General features: G+C 41.1%; 14 protein-coding genes. 5 read left to right on the top strand and 9 right to left on the bottom strand.

Annotated features, from left to right (window positions below):
- Positions 1-82: 82 nt before the first annotated feature.
- Entirely contained in the window at positions 83-2,917 is a 2,835-nt protein-coding gene (locus tag OGI71_RS18940) for a hypothetical protein (protein ID WP_282251049.1), read from the top strand.
- On the opposite strand, the gene OGI71_RS18935 is transcribed toward OGI71_RS18940, so the two are convergent.
- From OGI71_RS18935 to OGI71_RS18925, 3 genes are read right to left on the bottom strand one after another with little or no spacing between them, the layout of a single operon-like run.
- Complete coding sequence (locus tag OGI71_RS18935; RefSeq protein ID WP_282251048.1) at positions 2,914-4,329, bottom strand: hypothetical protein; 1,416 nt, start codon at positions 4,327-4,329, stop codon at positions 2,914-2,916. The genes OGI71_RS18940 and OGI71_RS18935 overlap by 4 nt on opposite strands.
- Positions 4,304-5,107: a hypothetical protein gene (locus tag OGI71_RS18930; protein WP_282251047.1), complete on the bottom strand. Its 804-nt coding sequence runs from the start codon at positions 5,105-5,107 to the stop codon at positions 4,304-4,306. Before OGI71_RS18930 ends, OGI71_RS18935 begins: the two co-directional genes overlap by 26 nt.
- Positions 5,108-5,130: 23 nt before the next feature.
- Complete coding sequence (locus tag OGI71_RS18925) at positions 5,131-5,649, bottom strand: hypothetical protein (protein ID WP_282251046.1); 519 nt, start codon at positions 5,647-5,649, stop codon at positions 5,131-5,133.
- Positions 5,650-5,862: 213 nt separating this feature from the next.
- Here OGI71_RS18925 and OGI71_RS18920 point away from each other — a divergent pair, with 213 nt between their 5' ends.
- Entirely contained in the window at positions 5,863-6,897 is a 1,035-nt protein-coding gene (locus OGI71_RS18920) for an acyltransferase (protein WP_282251045.1), read from the top strand.
- A gap of 143 nt (positions 6,898-7,040) precedes the next feature.
- Here the strand turns inward: OGI71_RS18920 and OGI71_RS18915 are convergent, their stop codons facing one another.
- From OGI71_RS18915 to OGI71_RS18905, 3 genes are all read right to left on the bottom strand, one after another.
- On the bottom strand, positions 7,041-8,282 hold the full coding sequence (locus tag OGI71_RS18915) for an amidohydrolase (RefSeq protein WP_282251044.1): 1,242 nt from the start codon (positions 8,280-8,282) through the stop codon (positions 7,041-7,043).
- 124 nt (positions 8,283-8,406) lie between these two features.
- Complete coding sequence (locus OGI71_RS18910; RefSeq protein WP_282251043.1) at positions 8,407-9,756, bottom strand: amidohydrolase; 1,350 nt, start codon at positions 9,754-9,756, stop codon at positions 8,407-8,409.
- A gap of 119 nt (positions 9,757-9,875) precedes the next feature.
- Positions 9,876-10,736: a helix-turn-helix domain-containing protein gene (locus OGI71_RS18905; RefSeq protein ID WP_282251042.1), complete on the bottom strand. Its 861-nt coding sequence runs from the start codon at positions 10,734-10,736 to the stop codon at positions 9,876-9,878.
- Between the two features lie 218 nt (positions 10,737-10,954).
- Here OGI71_RS18905 and OGI71_RS18900 point away from each other — a divergent pair, with 218 nt between their 5' ends.
- From OGI71_RS18900 to OGI71_RS18890, 3 genes are all read left to right on the top strand, one after another.
- Positions 10,955-11,632: a response regulator transcription factor gene (locus OGI71_RS18900; RefSeq protein ID WP_282251041.1), complete on the top strand. Its 678-nt coding sequence runs from the start codon at positions 10,955-10,957 to the stop codon at positions 11,630-11,632.
- The gene (locus OGI71_RS18895) at positions 11,629-12,927 is read left to right on the top strand and encodes a HAMP domain-containing sensor histidine kinase (RefSeq protein ID WP_282251040.1); all 1,299 of its coding nucleotides are present in this window, start codon (positions 11,629-11,631) and stop codon (positions 12,925-12,927) included. The genes OGI71_RS18900 and OGI71_RS18895 overlap by 4 nt, the downstream gene beginning before the upstream one ends.
- A gap of 61 nt (positions 12,928-12,988) precedes the next feature.
- Positions 12,989-13,438, top strand: coding sequence for a PepSY-like domain-containing protein (locus OGI71_RS18890; RefSeq protein WP_282251039.1), 450 nt, complete (start codon positions 12,989-12,991; stop codon positions 13,436-13,438).
- Positions 13,439-13,527: 89 nt separating this feature from the next.
- Here the strand turns inward: OGI71_RS18890 and OGI71_RS18885 are convergent, their stop codons facing one another.
- From OGI71_RS18885 to OGI71_RS18875, 3 genes are all read right to left on the bottom strand, one after another.
- A complete protein-coding gene (locus OGI71_RS18885; protein WP_282251038.1) occupies positions 13,528-14,547 on the bottom strand; it encodes a DUF4625 domain-containing protein in 1,020 nt (339 codons plus the stop codon).
- Positions 14,548-14,603: 56 nt separating this feature from the next.
- Positions 14,604-15,080: a DUF4625 domain-containing protein gene (locus tag OGI71_RS18880; RefSeq protein ID WP_282251037.1), complete on the bottom strand. Its 477-nt coding sequence runs from the start codon at positions 15,078-15,080 to the stop codon at positions 14,604-14,606.
- Positions 15,081-15,141: 61 nt separating this feature from the next.
- Positions 15,142-17,319 (bottom strand): TonB-dependent receptor, encoded by a 2,178-nt coding sequence (locus OGI71_RS18875; protein WP_282251036.1) that lies wholly within the window; start codon positions 17,317-17,319, stop codon positions 15,142-15,144.
- Positions 17,320-17,348 lie beyond the last annotated feature (29 nt).

Here is a 17,348-nt window from a genome sequence, read left to right as displayed (position 1 = left end):
TTCGTTACATGAATATGTGACGTCTTATATTTTAATCTCATAGAATTTAGCCTGACTTTTATGGATATTTGAATCGTATACTATGCCAATAAGAAGCCGCTGGATTTTCCTGTTTCTTTTCTGCTATGCTGTTCTTTTCTTGTCTCAAGCGAAAGGTCAGCAACAATACGATATTATGTATTATTTCGAACGTGATACAATACAGATTAGATCTTCACAAACATTCTCCAATAAATTAAACATCAGTAATCACACAGATAGACCAATTGAATTAAAACCTGCTGCGGCTAACACTGCCGCTCTCCAGGGCTTAATAAAGTTACCTGGGACGATTATTTTAAAGCCCAAAGAAACGAAGGTATTTCCGCTAAAATATATGGCTGATAGAAGGACAATTGCTGCGGGAACACAGACCTTTACGATAGGATTTGAATCGAATGATCCCATAGTAAAAATACAGGAACCTGAATCCTTTTACACACAGTTGGCTATGGAACAGGCCTTCCTTATACAGACCGAACAATCGGAATATTACCTCGATCAGGCCACTGGCCAGACACAATTTTTAGTTCGGGCTGTTAATCGGGGACTGGTACCCCTTACCGTTCAATTGCATTTTCCTAATCTTTCTCCTAATCTGGAGATCATTGGTGAGACGCTGCCGTTCACATTAGTCGCGGGAGGACAGTCATTGTTGACTTTTACTGCCCGTTTGCGAAAGAAAAATGCAAATATGGATTTTGATGTTGATATTCAGGCCGTCCAGGGCGGTGGTAGCGTTTTAGCCACTAAGCGTATCCGTATGATGACAGTGGGTAGCGTAAAGCGTTTCTTTTCCAATATGAATTTGCAAAACCAACCCTTTGACAATAGAGTTGCTTTACGTTATATCAATATGGGGAAAGATATTTCGGTTTACCAGTTACAGGGAGATGGCAAAATTGATTTAAGCGATAAAGATAAATTGAGCTATCGCATGAATCTCGATTATTATCAAGATCAACGCACCTTTAATCTATACGATACCTACCTGGATTATGATACAGAAAAATGGGGCGTGAAACTGGGGAATATTTATGAAAATCTCGATCAGTTTATCAATGGACGTGGTATAAAAGGGACCTACAAATTCGATAAACGGCGTTCCCTCAGTTTGTATGCAATCCAGAACAATTACATGTTGTTCACCGAGATGGATAATCCAATTCCTGGTGGAGAAATAGTTGGCGTTAAATATGCCATTCAAACTGAAAAAAATCAGGAAAACAGCATCGTTTACTTACATAGCAATAATGATTATCGTGGGGTGCGCAGCGGTCTGTTCAGTGGCAAAGGTTTTATTGATTTGGGTAATAACAATAGTCTTTTCTTGGAAGGAGGGACGAGTATTGAACAGGTTGAAAGCGGAAATAATAGGCTAGCAGTAGCAGGAGGGATAAATTATAATAAATCTTTTCGCAATTATCAGATTACAAGTGTCAATTATTATAGTTCACCGTACTATGTGGGTCTGCGTAGAGGTCTTACCCAAACAGATTCACGTTTAACGATGTTGTTGGCCAACGATCGAAACCTTTCTGCCCGGATCAGTTACATGGATAATAATCCGAAATACCTTGCCGGAGACAGAAACTATTTTTTTAATAATGCCTCTCGGATACAGATTTATGAGTTGGGATACCATACTGGTCTTGGAAAACTACAACTTGATCTTAGACCTTATTTTATGGCACAACATGGTGCCTACCAGAATTGGTGGGGAATAGCAACTAATCCAGTGAATTGGAAGTCAAATTCCCTTCGCACGGTAGCTGAACTTAATTTTTTTACCCAAGCGCATAGGTTCTCGCTGCAAACGGATTATGGATATACGTATAGGAATACATCCAATAGACCTATTGCGCCGTTTCACTCTGTTCGCATCAATGGAAATTACAATAACAAGCTCTTTGGCTTCAATACATTTATCCAGATCAATCCCTATTATTTAAGTGATCTTTTGGCGACTAACGCAAATTCGAATTACAGCATTTATTCTTTAGGCCCAAATACGCAATTTTACGCTTTTAATAATCAGCTGCATGTACAGCTCTCGACTATGTATAGCTACTATGGCTTCTCCCGAAGCAACAACCTCTCGGTAAATGGTAATGTCCGCTGGCAGATAAAAGATAGCTGGAATCTGACAGCCGATATATTCTATACTGCAATAAGCGGAAAGTCGCTGTTTCTTGTAGATCCGAATTTGCCGCCCGATCCCAATCCGCTCAATCGTTATTCTTTTGATAATAGGCAGATTCGCCTGGGAATAGAAAAGAATTTTGGCCGACGTGCTGGACAAAAAGGTCATAAGCTGGAGTTGACTTTTTTTGAAGATGATAACAATAATGGTAGGAATGATGTTGGTGAAGCCAAATCCCAGGCTGTGTTGGTGCGGATCGGAAAAGAAGTGGCGCTAACGGATGAGAAAGGCCATGTGAAATTTGTTGACATGGGAGCTGGTCCTTATATGGTCCAGGTGGAGAATAGCAAAGGTTGGGTTTCGCAGGGGCCGATAAACGTTTTGATGACTAAAAACCAACGGCTGGAAATTCCGCTGATAAAAACTAGACCATTAAAAGGCCGCATTAAGGTCGTTGAAAATAAGTATCTAAAATCGAGACCGCAACTTGGTGGAATAAAAGTAACTGCCATAGATCGTCAGGGGAAAACCTACAGTACATTAAGTTCGGAAAGTGGTGAGTATGTGCTGTACCTTCCATTAGGAAATTACAGAATAGCTGTTGTTACTGAAGGAATGCCCTTCTCGATCGAAAATCAAAATTGTGAGATCGAAGTAAAAACGGATAAGGATTGTGTGATTCCCGATTTTAACTATCGGGATGAGCGTAGAAAAGTTGGTGTTATACGCTTTTAAGGGGCGACAAAGCTAAAAACTATATTGGCCGTATAGGCGCCTGCAGGTTTATTGAGAAGCACACTTGTTGCGCTCGCGGGGATACTGTAAAGAATATTCAGATTACGGTCTATCACAGGGTCGGCATTCTGGATAAGCTGCTGGGCTGTGGTGGATAGCGTAACGGTGTTCATGCCGCTTTGACCAGCCATTGGACCAATGCGCAATACATTTAAAGGGATACTGTTGCCTCCTGAAGCAAAGCTTGTCGATGTCGCGCGCACGTAAAGGTTGTATGGCGTAGTTTTACTCACCTTAAGGTGAGCGGGCATATCTAAATTGACACCATTCTTATAATCATTGGCTGTCGCAAAAGCAAGATTGACGGTTTGTTGATTGGCAACTATTTCGCCTAGGTCGCTTACGACAACAGACAGGTTTCCATTTGCTTGTGACTGTACGCTGCCACTGGGATAGGCTGATGATAATTTGTTCCAGGTGTAGGTCAATGGGACAGAATACGTGCCTGCCTGTATAAAATTTGTTTTCAGTTGGTTTAATCCAATATTATAGGTATAGGTCAACGAGTGATTATTGTTGGTTGGAACGGCAATACCGGTGGTATTGGTTAAAGATTGATCTGTGGTGGATAAAGCGGCGGAGGTGGCATTCGCAATACCCGTTAAGGTTGTATTAACGGCTGATACAGGAGTGACGGGCAAGGTATTATAGGCTGAGGTGGTGCTAAAGCTAAATTGTGTGTTTACGCTCTTAATACTTGGTATATAGGGGACGGTGGTCGATAGGGGTATAACGCTGTTACTACTGATGCCATTTGCAGCGCGATAATAGTTCAGGTCATTGACCAAAATACTGGTTGTACCGATACTCGCAGGGGGGCTTATAAATCCGGGGATATTGATCGTCAATACGAAGCTGGTCGGTGTAATGGATCCCGCTAAAATGCCCTGTGTGGAAAAGGAAACATTATTAGTATATGACCCCGCAACCCAGGTTTGGCTGGAGGTGGCTATACGGGCGTTAGCGGTTATTGTTCCCGACGCCAGGCTGGCAAGTGCGGTATATAGATTTTGATTCGTCGTTGAAAGGGCAACCTCGTTATTTCCAGATAATGAAAGTAAAGGGACTGCTCCTATGCTCGAAAGCTTAATATGTACAAGATTTGTGGGGAAATTGCCACTGGTCGTACTGTTAAATGTAGATGCATCGGCTTTAACGCGAAAGGTGGGCAGTAGAGTCAATACACTAGTATATTGTCCGGCGGTAATACTTGCGGTATAGTCGGTTCTTGCCTGAATATTTGCCTGAGGTACCGTCACGGTTGCCTGAGCCTTTACACTATTTGTATAGGAAACAGCGCCAATAAACAGTAAGGCGAAACTTAATCTAGTATGTAATTTCTTTCTCTGCAATTTTTAAATCATATTGGCTACCAGCATCAAGTATCGCAACAGCGAGGTATCGACCGGGGGGAAGTTTACCAGGTAGGTCTACACGGACCCATTGTTCTGAATCAGGAAGCATTGCAATGGCTACAGCGTCCACAGGTATCTCTTCTCCAGTTTCTATATTGGTCAACTCAAACCGTACATAAGCATCCTTATTGATCTGGCCTGTGTTTTTAACCTTGACTTCCATTCGCCGGACAGCTCTACCTTCCTGGATAGTAACTGTTCCTTTATCTTCAAAGGCAAGAAATTCCAGATCGCCCGCTTTTAACCCGGTTGGCGTATGGTATACTTGGATACCAACCTCAATCAGAACGTTCATATGGAGTCCATTTGGCTGCAAAGCTTTCTGTTCTTTAACCTGTGTAAAGAAAAGCATGCTATGGCGCTGCTGTTTTGTTGTCGGATGATCAGGAATTGTCATGGAAAGATTGACCACTTTTGTTTCCCCAGGAGCTAGCTGTACCGTATTTTCAGATAAGGTAAGCCAGGAGGCATTTGACCCGGCATTATCCCCGGTGGCATAATACCGTTTGCTGCCCAATGAATCACGGTCCCAATCTTTTAGATTCGCGACAAAGGAAAGATCACTAGTAGTGGTATTGTTGAACGTAATGGCTTGACTGACGGTTTGTCCAGCTTCACCAGTGAAAAATATCCGGGAAGGTGAAATGGAAATACCCTGTCCGTGGATCAGGGTATTGCATATCAAAATAATAAATACTGCTAGATAATATCTCACAAATAAAATGTTTAGTCAGGTTTTTATTGTTGCGTCGCCGTATAAGTTACTGTAGTGCTATAAGTCGATCCTGCAAGATTTAATAACGATGCCGGATTTGAGATGGTATAATCCACTGTATAGATTGCACCTGTGGATGCCGTCGAACCATTGACCAAAGGAGCAGCAGTAGTGCTCAGCGGCACATTGGCAACCGGAGTCCCGCCATTGGCAGTTGCAGCTGGTACAGTAACTGTAACAATATTTAGTGCAGGTCCACCAGCTGGTGTAAATGCTCCTCCAGCGGTTACAGTAAGGTCATAAGGCTTATTGCTAACCACCGTAAAATGATTCGCTTTCGTTACGGTTTTTGACGCTGCATAATCGGCCGCTGTGGTATAATCAAAATTGACTGTTGGATCGGCGCCCAAGGTAATGGAAATAGCATCGGTAAGATTAATGTTGACAGTGACGGGGCCCGATGTGGCAGTTTGCGCTTTTGCTTGAAAACCGAAGCATATGGCGGCGACGGCAATAAAGACTATTAATAGGTTCTTTTTCATAATTTCCTCGTTTTACGGATATTTAATGTAAGTAAAGTTAACCAGGATGCGATGGAAATACAATGTGCGATAGTCACATAATGATGTTATAAATTCGATGGTGCATTCACGATTGTAAGTCGAATTGAAGGTTGTAAATAATGAGGTTTAGCGTACTCTTTTTTGGAACCATTACCCGAAACTATAAATGAAACCGCCTATATTTGCGCTCAAATGTCTGAGTCCAAAAGAATCTATCAAATTGATCTGTTTCGCTTTATCGCGGCGTCCGCAGTGGTATTGTATCACTATTTATATCGGGGATATAAAGGGGGAAATATGTCGTTGCTGCGGTTTGACGAGATTGGCGAATATTTCAAGTATGGGTATCTCGGTGTAGATCTTTTTTTTATCATCAGCGGTTTTGTGATCGCCTTTTCCATAAAACATCGTTCGCTACCAAAATTTTGCTATTCGCGTTTTAAACGTCTGTATCCAATGTATTGGATCTGTTTGATCATAACATTTGTGATCGTTTATTTCTTTGGGGCGCCACGTTACCTGGTCACATTCAAACAGCTCTTAGCTAATTTCACAATGGTCCAAGAGTTGTTCGGTCAGGGAAATATCGATGGTGCGTATTGGTCCTTGTATATTGAGTTGAAATTTTACCTCATTATTGCTGTATTTCTTATCGTAAACCGTTATAAGCAGATCAGTTTGGACTATCTTGTCTACTTTTGGCTGTTATTGTCAAGCTTGCGCCTACTTGTTGGACCATCTGAAATTTACGATGCCATTCACCACCTTTTCATTCTGGACTGGAGCGCTTATTTTATTGCAGGAATTGTATTTTGCCAAATTTTTCTACAAGGTCCCGCGTTGAAGCATTTTATTGTATTGCCCTGGTGCCTGTACTTGTCCATCGATGGCGCTATTGGTCGAATCCATTGGCTAGCAAGAACCTTCCATAGCGATTTTTCCTCCTATATAATTGCTGGGACCATCATTGTATTTTACATGGTCATGTTACTTGTTTCTTGTAAAAAGCTACAACGCTTCAATTCACCTAAATTTGTCAAAATAGGAATGCTGACTTATCCCTTATATCTTATTCATCAGCATATTGGTTTTATTATTTTCAATCAGCTTCACGACTACATAAATAAATATGTACTTGTTTCTGCTGTTACTCTCCTGATGTTGGGTATTGCCTATATCCTGAGCGATTGGGTAGAGCCTCGTATCATGAGGTTCTTTAAGCGATAATACTATTGACTCGATGCGTCCTATTATGGTTATCGGATAAGTACGATAGCTTCGATTGCGAGGGATGGGAAAGCTACAGTGGAAAAAGCTCCGCATTATTTGATGCTGAGCTTTTTCCTGTTTTTCATGGTATAATGTAGGGGTTATTTTTTCCAGTAAAGTGCACCTTCATGGGCAAAGGCCATGGTTGGTGATACACGCGAAACGGCTTCTGCTGAACAGCTTGCGTTGATCAGTACAAACTCAGCGCTGTCATTCGCTTTTGGCCATTGCATATTGCCTTTGTCATCCAATGGTAAGATGTTGTGTGTTGCAAAGCGAAGTGTCCTGGATAGGTCAAACTGGGATCTCCAACCATATATTTCGGCCATTAAATTGGCTTTTGCTAACATGTTTCCGGGGCCAAAAGTGCTCCAATAATCCTGCACGTTGTCATTCCCTACCAACACTTCGACATCCTGTTTCAATAATGTTGGGATAGGCATGACCAAATCGCCGAAAGGAATGGAAGAGACAATACCTACTTTGGCGGCTGCTAGTTTTTCGGCGATACGCTCCACTTCAGCTATTGGTAACTGGGCCAGCACAAAGGCATGGCTTACAAAGGTGCGTCCCTGTAGCTTCGGATTCTGAAGCGCTTGTTCGGCAAGGTATTCAATGGTGTGTATACCTTCCTTTCCACCATCATGCAAATGGATGTCAATCCCTTTGTTATTGTCAAGGGCTAATGCTACTGTATAATCGAGCACTTTTTCAATATTTTTATCTATCCCGTAAGGATCTACACCACCGATATAAGCCACATGATCCATCTGTGCCACATCTTTCATCAAGGGAGCGGAGTCTGTATAGAAAAATCCATGTTGCGGAAAGGCGACCAATTCTGCACTGAAACTCTCTTTGCGACTGTCTAGTGCTTTTTGAAGGTTTTCCAAAGAACGAAGTCCAGAAGTGGTATCGACGTTAAAATGTGTTCTGGCAAAAGTGGTACCATAGTTCTGCAGCAGGTCGATAAGTTGCTCTGATCGTGTGGTCGATGTTTGAAGTAATTCAGGGATAATTTCCTGTTCATAAGCTATCATCTCAAGCACAGTTCTCTTCTTTGGAGATTGCGCTTGCCATGGAAGTCCATAAAGTGTTTTGTCCAGATGTACATGCATATCGCTGAAAGCGGGCAGCATCAAGTATCCCTTCGCATCAACTGCTGTAGCGAGCTTTGGATCATTTGGAAATATCTTTGTAATTCTTCCGGCATTGAATTCTATGCAGAAGAGTTTGGTTTTTGTTGCTTTTATCCCCCTTTCATCTGAAACAAAGTCAGTTTCAAGGAGGACATTTTTTAGTGTATACTTTCCCTTTAGAGGGCTTGTGTATGGGGTTGACATGATTTTCAATACTGTTTTAATAGCAATTGTATTTCACAATAGGGCAATCAAAAGCTTGTTTGAAAGCAATTGACTGCCATTGTGTTAAAAAGATCTGTGGTGTAGTACTTCGTTTGTCAGAAGCCTAATAGACAATATTGCCCTGATAGATAAGCGATCCTACAGGCGAAATTCGTGAAATAGCCTCAGCTGAACAACTCGCATCGATGAGTACGATGTTTGCATCATCGCCGGGCTTTGGCCATTGCTGTTTCCCTTTGTCATCCAAAGGAATCGGGCCTGCAGTAGCCAGTTTTAGCATGCGTGACAAACCATGTTCTGTGACCTGACCATATACTTGTGCAGCCATATTGGCTTTTTGAAGTACACTTCCTGTTCCAAAGGTATTCCAATGATCGACAATACTATCATTTCCCGTCATTACGGTGACGTTATTTTCCATCAGTGTAGGGATAGGCATAATTAGACCGGCAAAAGGAATGGTCGAAACAATACCAATCTGTGCTGCACCAAGCTTTTCTGCTATTTCCTGTTGTTTGGCTTTTTCCAGTCTTCCCAATACAAAACAATGGCTGAGGTAGGTCTTGCCTTTCAATGCGGGGTTTTCATTTACTTTGTTGATCAGATACTCGACCGTTTTTAGCCCAGATTCTCCAGACTCATGTAAATGGATATCAATCCCTTTGTTGTGATCCAGCGCCAGCTGAACCGTGAAATCCATTGTTTTCTCAATGGCACCATCGATGGTAAATGGATCTACTCCGCCGATAAAATCAATATTGGTCTTTGCAGCCTCCTTCAGGTAAGGTACAGAATCCGTGTAGTATACGCCGTGTTGGGGAAAGGCAACGAGTTCAGCTCCGAAACTGTTTTTTTTGTTTTCTAGTGCAATCTGTAGGTGATGTAGGGAATCTAACTTAGATGTAGGCTCTATGTTTACATGGCTGCGTGCGAAAGCTGTGCCCTTGGATTGCAGTAATTCAATTAGTTTTTCCGCTTTATAGGTTGAATTTTTCAGTAGCTCAGGAAGGATTTGTTGTTCGAGTGCAATCATTCCTTTTACACCACCTGCACCTCGTCGTACAGCTTGCCATTTATCACCGTAGAATGTCTTGTCCAGATGAATGTGCATGTCTCTAAAAGAAGGAAGCATCAATCGGCCCTTTGCATCTATGGCATTTGTAGCAGTACTGTTGGGACCTATTTTTTTGATTTTTCCTGCTTCGATCTGTATGGAGAAAAGACCGGTTTTTGTTGCGATGACATTGCCGTTTCCATCATACTCAAAACCTGTTTCCAACAGAACATTCTTTAGGATATAACTTTTTTTGCCTTGATGTCCGTCCAAAATATGCTGATGAGGGAGTTGGCCGCCATCTTCTGCTAATAACATTCCTGGGATTAATGTTGCTCCAGCAAGTGCTAGGGCAGAGTTTCGTATAAATTCCTTACGTGAAAGCGCTATTGGTTTCATTTTATTTCCTATTTACGTTACAATCTAATTGACGATCAATAAAGTCGATCAGCCTTTTACAAAGGTATATACAGGGAGCTTTAGTATTACTGGGCAATTTCTGCCATTTCTTGTGCGATTTATCTTTTTTCTCTAAAATCACTTGGACTTACACCAGTCTGCTGTTTGAAGAAATTGGAAAAATAGGCTTGATCAGCAAAGCCCAATTCAAATGTAATTTCCTTAATGGAGGATTCCGTACTTTGGAGAAGGCGCTTTGCTTCAACACAAATCCGTTGGTGGATAAGTTGGGTGGCGGAGATTTTCAAGTGCTTTTTACACAGAATATTGAGATAGTTTGGAGAAATATGCAGCTTGTCCGCATAGAAGGCGACCAATTTTTGTGTTCTGAAAAATTCATCTATAAGCATGTTAAATTTGGCAAGCCGAGGGACGGATTGATAGACTTTAAATTCGGTGAAGACATGCTCTGCTTCTCTGCTGACAATAGCAGCGATAACACCAGCACGAGCCGTAATCAAGGGAATCAGTGAATGCTCTCTTTCCAATTCCTTTTTGACAGATTCAAATTCATAATGTAGCTGAATGAAGGCCTCCTTGGTCAGGTCGATTACAGGATGATTCTGATAATTAGTAAAGGAAAAGCGAAAGAAGGGAGCAAAATGCTCGAAAAAAGACCGTTCGATCATTAACTGGTAGCCGATAGTACCTGCATGGATATGCCATTTGTGCATCTGACCTGGGAATAGTACATGTACCTGATGGCCTTTAATGGGATAGTCTATCGAATCAATCGTATGCACACCAGAAGCTTTATCAAATAAATTAATAATAAAAAAATCATGCTTATGGGGCTTGTCTATTAGCCTTTCACCATGTAATTCATTGAAAAGAAGCTCTTCACGGCCGGCGGTCTGTTCTTTGCGAAAACCGTCCAGTCCAATGACAGGCGCCCAGATGTTAGCATTGCGTTTGTCCATAGTAGATCGTATCAGACCTAAAATACGAAATGCGCTTTGTTTTTTCGCTAATACGCAAAAATAAATAGGCTATTCGATCTGCACTGTGTGACTGTAGTCAACTAACAGTAGTCATTTTCCTAATTCTTTCCTAAATTGGGGATACATTTGTAGCGATGAGAGCAATATAACTGGAGTTAAGCAGTATTGAGATTCGGTAATAAAAAAACAATAGTCCAATGAAAGTACTTGTAATTGAAGATGAAGCGGAATTGAGAGAGATATTAAAGGACTCTCTTGTCAAAGAGGATTATATTGTAGAAACAGCTAGCGATTTTAGATCTGCGCTGGATAAGGTGTCGGTCTATGACTATGATTGTGTTTTATTGGATATCATGCTTCCGGGCGGGAGTGGACTGCAGGTATTGGATCTACTGAAAAAGGAAGGCAAGTCGGATAATGTTATTATTATCTCTGCAAAAGATTCGTTGGATGACAAGCTAAAGGGACTGGAACTTGGAGCGGATGACTATCTGACCAAACCCTTTCATATTGCCGAATTAAATGCGCGGATTAAAGCAGTATTACGCAGAAAACAACGGGATGGCAAAAATACTTTGGAGATGGGCAATCTCGTGCTTGATCTGAACGAGCGTAGTCTTTCGATTAACGGCGAATCTGTCGCTTTGAATAGAAAAGAATTTGATATCCTCAATTACTTTTTACTCAATAAAAACCGTCTTGTAAGCAAGAATGCACTAGCAGAGCATGTTTGGGGAGATAATACGGATCAAGCAGATAACCTCGATTTTATCTATTCACAGATAAAGAATTTGCGAAAGAAATTTTTAGCGAAAAAAGCGGAAGTTGATTTTGAAGCGGTGTATGGAATAGGGTATAAACTTGTTGAAAAATGAAATTAGCCAATCAAACGCTCAAATATCTCTCTATTTCGGTGCTGGTGGTCATTGCGGTATGGTCGACCATCTTTTATTTATTTATGTTGGAAGTAATCCATGATAATATAGATGAGGAATTGGAGAATCAAAAACGCTTAATTATTCAGGAACTGGCTTCTGAGACACTTGTATCTCCAGACCTGGAATTTGGAATTAACAATTATAAGGTACGTGAAATTTCCGAGCAACAGGCGATTAAAATGCAGAATGTATATAAAGACACCTTGTTATATATGCAGGATGATGACGATCCGGAACCTGAATTGGAGCCCGTACGCATGCTGACTACTGCATTTGAGCATAAGGGGCACTACTACGAGTTATCAATTATCAATTCAATGATCGAGGAAAGTGATTTGATCAAGAACCTGTTTTATTCTGTCTTGATTTTATTTGTCCTCTTGGTTGTCAGTATTGTCTCAATCAATAAAGTTGTTATACAGCGATTATGGAGCCCATTGTATCGGTTTTTAGATCAGTTGACGAAATTCCGGCTGGGAAAATCGGACGATAAGCCAGCGATGAATACCAATATCCAGGAGTTTAAAGATTTACAGCTCGCTGTCACAACCTTAATCCATCATAATGAGGAAACGTATGAACAGCAGAAACAGTTTATTGGTAATGCGTCACATGAGTTACAGACACCCTTGGCTATTATGATCAATAAGTTGGAAATGATGGCTGAAACAGGGGGGCTACAATCTGAACAGTTGAATACAATCGCCGAAGTACTAAACACAGCAGAGAGACTTGTTCGATTGAATAAATCATTATTGCTGCTCAGCAAGATTGAGAACAAACAATTCCTGCACAACGAAGATCTCTCAATCAATCAGCTTGTCACACATATCGCTGATGAACTAGAAGATATTGCCGCTTTTAAAAATATTAAGATCAATGTCAGACAACAAGATAAACTTAAGGTACGATTAGATAGTGCTCTGGCCAATATCGTTGTATCAAATTTGATCCGTAATGCATTGTTTCATAATATGGATGGGGGGGAGGTAAACATAGCGATTGCTGAAAATACACTTATAGTTGCGAATACGAGCGGACAGACTGCTCTGGAAAATGAGCATGTGTTTTCAAGGTTCTATAAATCGGATGCCTCGTCCAAAGGTACTGGTCTGGGGCTGGCGATCGTTCAGGCAATATGTAATTTATATGGTTTTTCTATTTCCTATCATTATGACAAAAGTCAACATATATTTAAGCTAGATTTTCGCCCAGCATACCAGCATAAATAACATTCCCAAATCTTTACAGAATCGTGGGTTTACTTTGTAATACATTAAAAATAGTAAAGTCATGAACGGTAAAATGATATTAAGTGCATGTACTCTTGCACTCTCAACAATTGGAGCTTTTGCTCAGGATATTCCCCAAAGTCAGGTACCTGCTGTGGTGGTGAATAGTTTTCAACAGAAATTTCCAAAAGCCAAAGGGATAGACTGGGAACTGAAAGCGGGACTATATGAAGCTGAGTTCGAAACAGGTTTGTTTGGAACAGATCATGAGGTATGGATTCAAAGTAATGGTAAAATTGTGCGTCACAAAGAAGAGTTTGCAAAAAATGATTTACCAAAAGCTGTTATTGCAAAGGTGAAAAAGGATTTTCCGGGCTATCGTATAGAAGATGTAAAAAGGATCACTGAGGAACAAAAGATTACTTATGCATTCGAAGTGAAAAGTCAGACAGACGAATGGAAACTTGTCGTCGATACACAGGGGAATGTATTGGGTAAAATAAGAGATTAATCTGAATAGCGAGTTTGGTTTAGTAAAAAAAGCACTTGGTTAGCATGCGTAACCAGGTGCTTTTTATTTAAATTATCTTTCTCCCTAAATTAATCTTCGCCCTCTTCGGCATGGAGTTCGAAAGATAATTTAATCACATCTTCACCAGGATACCTGGTCACATAATCCGAATGGTTCCAATCGTCGCGTGTGATTTTGGGTTTGGTAGCAGAGTCGCTAAATTTACGAAGAACATAGACGACTTTCTTTTCCCCTTCATTGTCCTTGCCAGCTGTAAAATAAGTAATAATACCTGTAGTTTCTAGGGCTCCATTAACAGCTGTGCCATCTTCATATTTTGTTTCCCTAGGTTGAAATATGGCTCCGCTTTCATTTTTACTTTTTGAATTTAACACAAAAGGTGCGTTGGTCAGGAATGCTTTGTAATAATCTGCCGTTGTTTTGTTCTTGATGTATTGCCCTTGGATTTCTTTGGAATTGGCGTCAAATTGTTTTAGCTCAATTTTATAAATTCCTGCCGGTTTAAGATGAGCATGACCAGCTATTGCTTTACCAGTATTGTCGAAGCTGATGGTAGTGGGTTCTACATTATCTTTGTCGGCAAGATCATGAAAATGGTTGCCATGAGCCGAACCTTTGACTTCTGTAAAAATCAGTTTATAGCTGGCTCTCGCCTCTGATGCCTGAACGGTCAATGGAGATTCTACAGTCGTTGTGTTTCCGGCCTTATCCGTCACTGTAAAGTGAAAATGATATTGACCAGCAGGAGCTTCAGATGGTATGTCGATGTGCTCATGAAAAGTCACATTTTTTTTGCCAACATATTTCTCATCAGTATAAATTTTGGCAAATTTGAAGGAGCCACCTTCCTGATGGATTTCGATCTCAATCTTGTCGATAAGAGCTTCAGCGACGATATCACCTTCGAGATGGAGGTCTGTTCCGGCCTTGACCGTTTTATTATTGCCAGATCCAATTTCTAAGGTGCCGATCGTAGGTTTTGTTGTGACAGGAATATCGGCGTTGTCTTTCTTACAAGAAGACAGAAAGCCGAAGAAAAGTGCTGTAAACAGTAATAAAAAGTTGATGTTTCTAGTTTTCGTGTTCATTGGATTTAAATTTTATGATAGAAAATAATCGAAGTATTTTGTCTGTTAGGGCGCTGTTATTCAGTGATACGTACGCTGATTCCACGTTGGATACTCCAGCCGGATTGATCCGTCACTTGGATCATAAAGTGATAGTTTCCGGGATCGACGTCTGCAGGGACATCAATCTGAAATTGGGCATCATACTGTTGTGGTTGCCCCGGTATATTAACAGATTTGACCAGAACAAATGGTTTGATTGGTTTCTTGATCGGCTCTAATGTGCATTCCTCCACTTCGGTACTGTGTGAATGATGGTCAAAATTATGATGAACGTCAATACTGTAGCTGCCCAAAGCGACATTGTCGGATAGTTTTGCGCGGAACGTAAAACTGGATCCACGTCTGATTTGGCTGCATTGTTTCGGAAAAGCGGTCGCTGCACTGATATCTATTGTTGGTTTTTCGGTATCAATATTTTCCTTATCTTTCTTACAAGCGATGGTAGAGGCAGCTATGATGGCCATGAGCGCATATTTTTTGAGTGTTTGCATATGTATATTTATTTTTATCATGATGAGTTAGCACCTGTTTTTTATTGTATCAATGAGTTTGTTAGGTTCGATTTTGGGTTCCGAAAGGGATCCCGACAGATAGGATGATATTTCGTCCCTGTTCAGGGAGTGAGATCAGCCGGTAGAAACTGGTGTGATCCATATATCTTGTGTTAAAAATGTTCTGAACTTGTAAGCGCAATTGAAGTGCTGATTTGCCCAGGATCAGCTGTGTTCCCGCTCTGAAATTGAGAATTTGATAACCTTTTGTTTTTTCTTCTGGTGGGACAATATGCTTTTGGCTAGCTGTCCATTTGGAATCCAAGGAGAGGTAAGGCTCCTTAAAATAGGTGCTACTTTTGGGAGACCAACTGAGATCCAATACAAGTGAAGGGGCGGGAGAAAAGGGTAATGTATAACCTTTCTTGCTGCCTGAAAGTTGTTCAGATCGAACATATTCACCCAATAATTCTACTTTCCAATGGGTTAAAGGACGATATTCCACTTTTAGTTCGGCACCATAACGCCGTACTTTGCTTTGTGAATATTCAAATATTTGGTTGCCAGCACCATAGTACTGATCATAACCCGATGTAGGATTGAGGTAGATATAATTGGAAAAATAATTGAAAAAAGGTGTGAATGCGATGTACGTATTTCCGGTGCGCCGAGCTACAGATAAGTCCATTTGGTAGGATTGCTCGGGAGAAAGGGACGCATCCCCCTTTTCATAACTAAAATAATGATAGTTCACACCATTGGCAGCCAGTTCCTGCGCAATAGGTGCCCGGAAACTTTTACCAACATTCAATTTTGCCTCCCATAAACCCATTTGCCGTGTTGCACCAAGAGACCAAACGAGACTATTGAAACTACGATGAAGTTCGTCCGCCCGGACGATATGAGCAGATTGATTGTTTTCCAGTTTGGATGCAAACCAATCTTGATAAGGCGAGCTGTGGATATTGCTGTGATCATAACGTAATGCACCATAGAGTGTTGTTTGTTCGTTGATCGGATATTGATCGTAGATAAATACACCTAGTGCTTTTTGTCTATAGGAAGGGATAAGGAAGCTCCAGCCATCGATGTTGTTACGTTGATATTCAACATTACCACCTATAGTGAGCCGATGTGTAGCCAAAGCAAATTCATCTTTTAAAGTCATATGATAGATCTCTTTATCATACAGTCGTTCGAGATTCATCGGAATGTTCATGTCCTGCGGGTAAACGGGGGGCATATATCCATGAGCGGTGTAGTTGTTGAATTCCTGCCGATAATTTCTTTGGTAACCAAGATCCATCCAGATCTTATGCGCGTCCTGCGCGATATAATTTCGGCTAATGAGTTTAAAATGATTAACATGCTGACTCGGATAAAGGATATCTCGATCAGAACGGTCATACAGTACTGTATCTACACCCCGTGGCTCTAAACCATGTGCATTGGCGAAAAATCCGATTTTAGTATGGTAGTTGCTCAGATAAAAGATAGAGGAAAACCGATCGGAGACATAACCGCCTCGAAGTTGAAAACTGGTCTCTTGTCCTGCGGTATTGCGAACCTGTCGATCTTTTAACCGGATAGCATAGTTGTAAACATATACTGTGTCGGTCGGTACACGATAGTCGGCGTAGCCCAAATGTGTTACTCCGCCACCAAAAACCCAGTTACCATTTTTGCCCTGTAATTGTAAGGAACCCCCATAGGTGGCATTATTGGACCTGTTAAATAAGTTGATATGACCTTTCAAACCATTCTCTTGGAGTTCCGCTGGCGAGGATAGGCGTATGACACCACCAATAGCATCTGATCCATACATAAATGAACTAGCTCCTTTAATAATTTCAGCAGTGCCAATGCTATATTGATCAATTTCCAACCCATGATCCAGGCCCCATTGCTGTCCTTCGTGCTTAATTCCATTTTCGACAGTGGCCACCCGATTAAAACCGAGACCCCGGATTTGTGGTTTGGATTGACTAGCGCCGATGCCTATGGCATTCACTCCAGGAAGTCGGCTTAAAGTTTGCATCAAACTGCCGGCCTGATATTTCTGTAATGAATCACTGGTTAGGACATCTATGGACATTGCACCTTCAGCTGATTTTTTGTAACGTCCCCCTTCAATGTATACCTCCCTTAGCCCAATTGTCTTTGTTGCTTTTTCTTGTGCACAAGCAGGGTATAAGATACTATACGTAAATAAGAGCGTGAGAATCGTGCGTCTGTTCATCAATTGAGCTGGGCTTTTTGTAAATTATA

Origin of the sequence: Sphingobacterium sp. ML3W (assembly GCF_029542085.1) — a bacterium.
Lineage (GTDB): Bacteria > Bacteroidota > Bacteroidia > Sphingobacteriales > Sphingobacteriaceae > Sphingobacterium.
This window is presented reverse-complemented; position numbering and strand designations above follow the sequence as displayed.

Bases quoted from the DNA above. Each gene is read 5' to 3' on its own strand.
- OGI71_RS18895 (WP_282251040.1), top strand. From the start codon at position 11,629: ATGAAATTAGCCAATCAAACGCTCAAATATCTCTCTATTTCGGTGCTG.
- OGI71_RS18900 (WP_282251041.1), top strand. From the start codon at position 10,955: ATGAAAGTACTTGTAATTGAAGATGAAGCGGAATTGAGAGAGATATTA.
- OGI71_RS18940 (WP_282251049.1), top strand. From the start codon at position 83: ATGCCAATAAGAAGCCGCTGGATTTTCCTGTTTCTTTTCTGCTATGCT.
- OGI71_RS18915 (WP_282251044.1), bottom strand. From the start codon at position 8,282: ATGTCAACCCCATACACAAGCCCTCTAAAGGGAAAGTATACACTAAAA.
- OGI71_RS18905 (WP_282251042.1), bottom strand. From the start codon at position 10,736: ATGGACAAACGCAATGCTAACATCTGGGCGCCTGTCATTGGACTGGAC.
- OGI71_RS18890 (WP_282251039.1), top strand. From the start codon at position 12,989: ATGAACGGTAAAATGATATTAAGTGCATGTACTCTTGCACTCTCAACA.
- OGI71_RS18875 (WP_282251036.1), bottom strand. From the start codon at position 17,319: ATGAACAGACGCACGATTCTCACGCTCTTATTTACGTATAGTATCTTA.
- OGI71_RS18925 (WP_282251046.1), bottom strand. From the start codon at position 5,649: ATGAAAAAGAACCTATTAATAGTCTTTATTGCCGTCGCCGCCATATGC.
- OGI71_RS18920 (WP_282251045.1), top strand. From the start codon at position 5,863: ATGTCTGAGTCCAAAAGAATCTATCAAATTGATCTGTTTCGCTTTATC.
- OGI71_RS18885 (WP_282251038.1), bottom strand. From the start codon at position 14,547: ATGAACACGAAAACTAGAAACATCAACTTTTTATTACTGTTTACAGCA.
- OGI71_RS18880 (WP_282251037.1), bottom strand. From the start codon at position 15,080: ATGCAAACACTCAAAAAATATGCGCTCATGGCCATCATAGCTGCCTCT.
- OGI71_RS18910 (WP_282251043.1), bottom strand. From the start codon at position 9,756: ATGAAACCAATAGCGCTTTCACGTAAGGAATTTATACGAAACTCTGCC.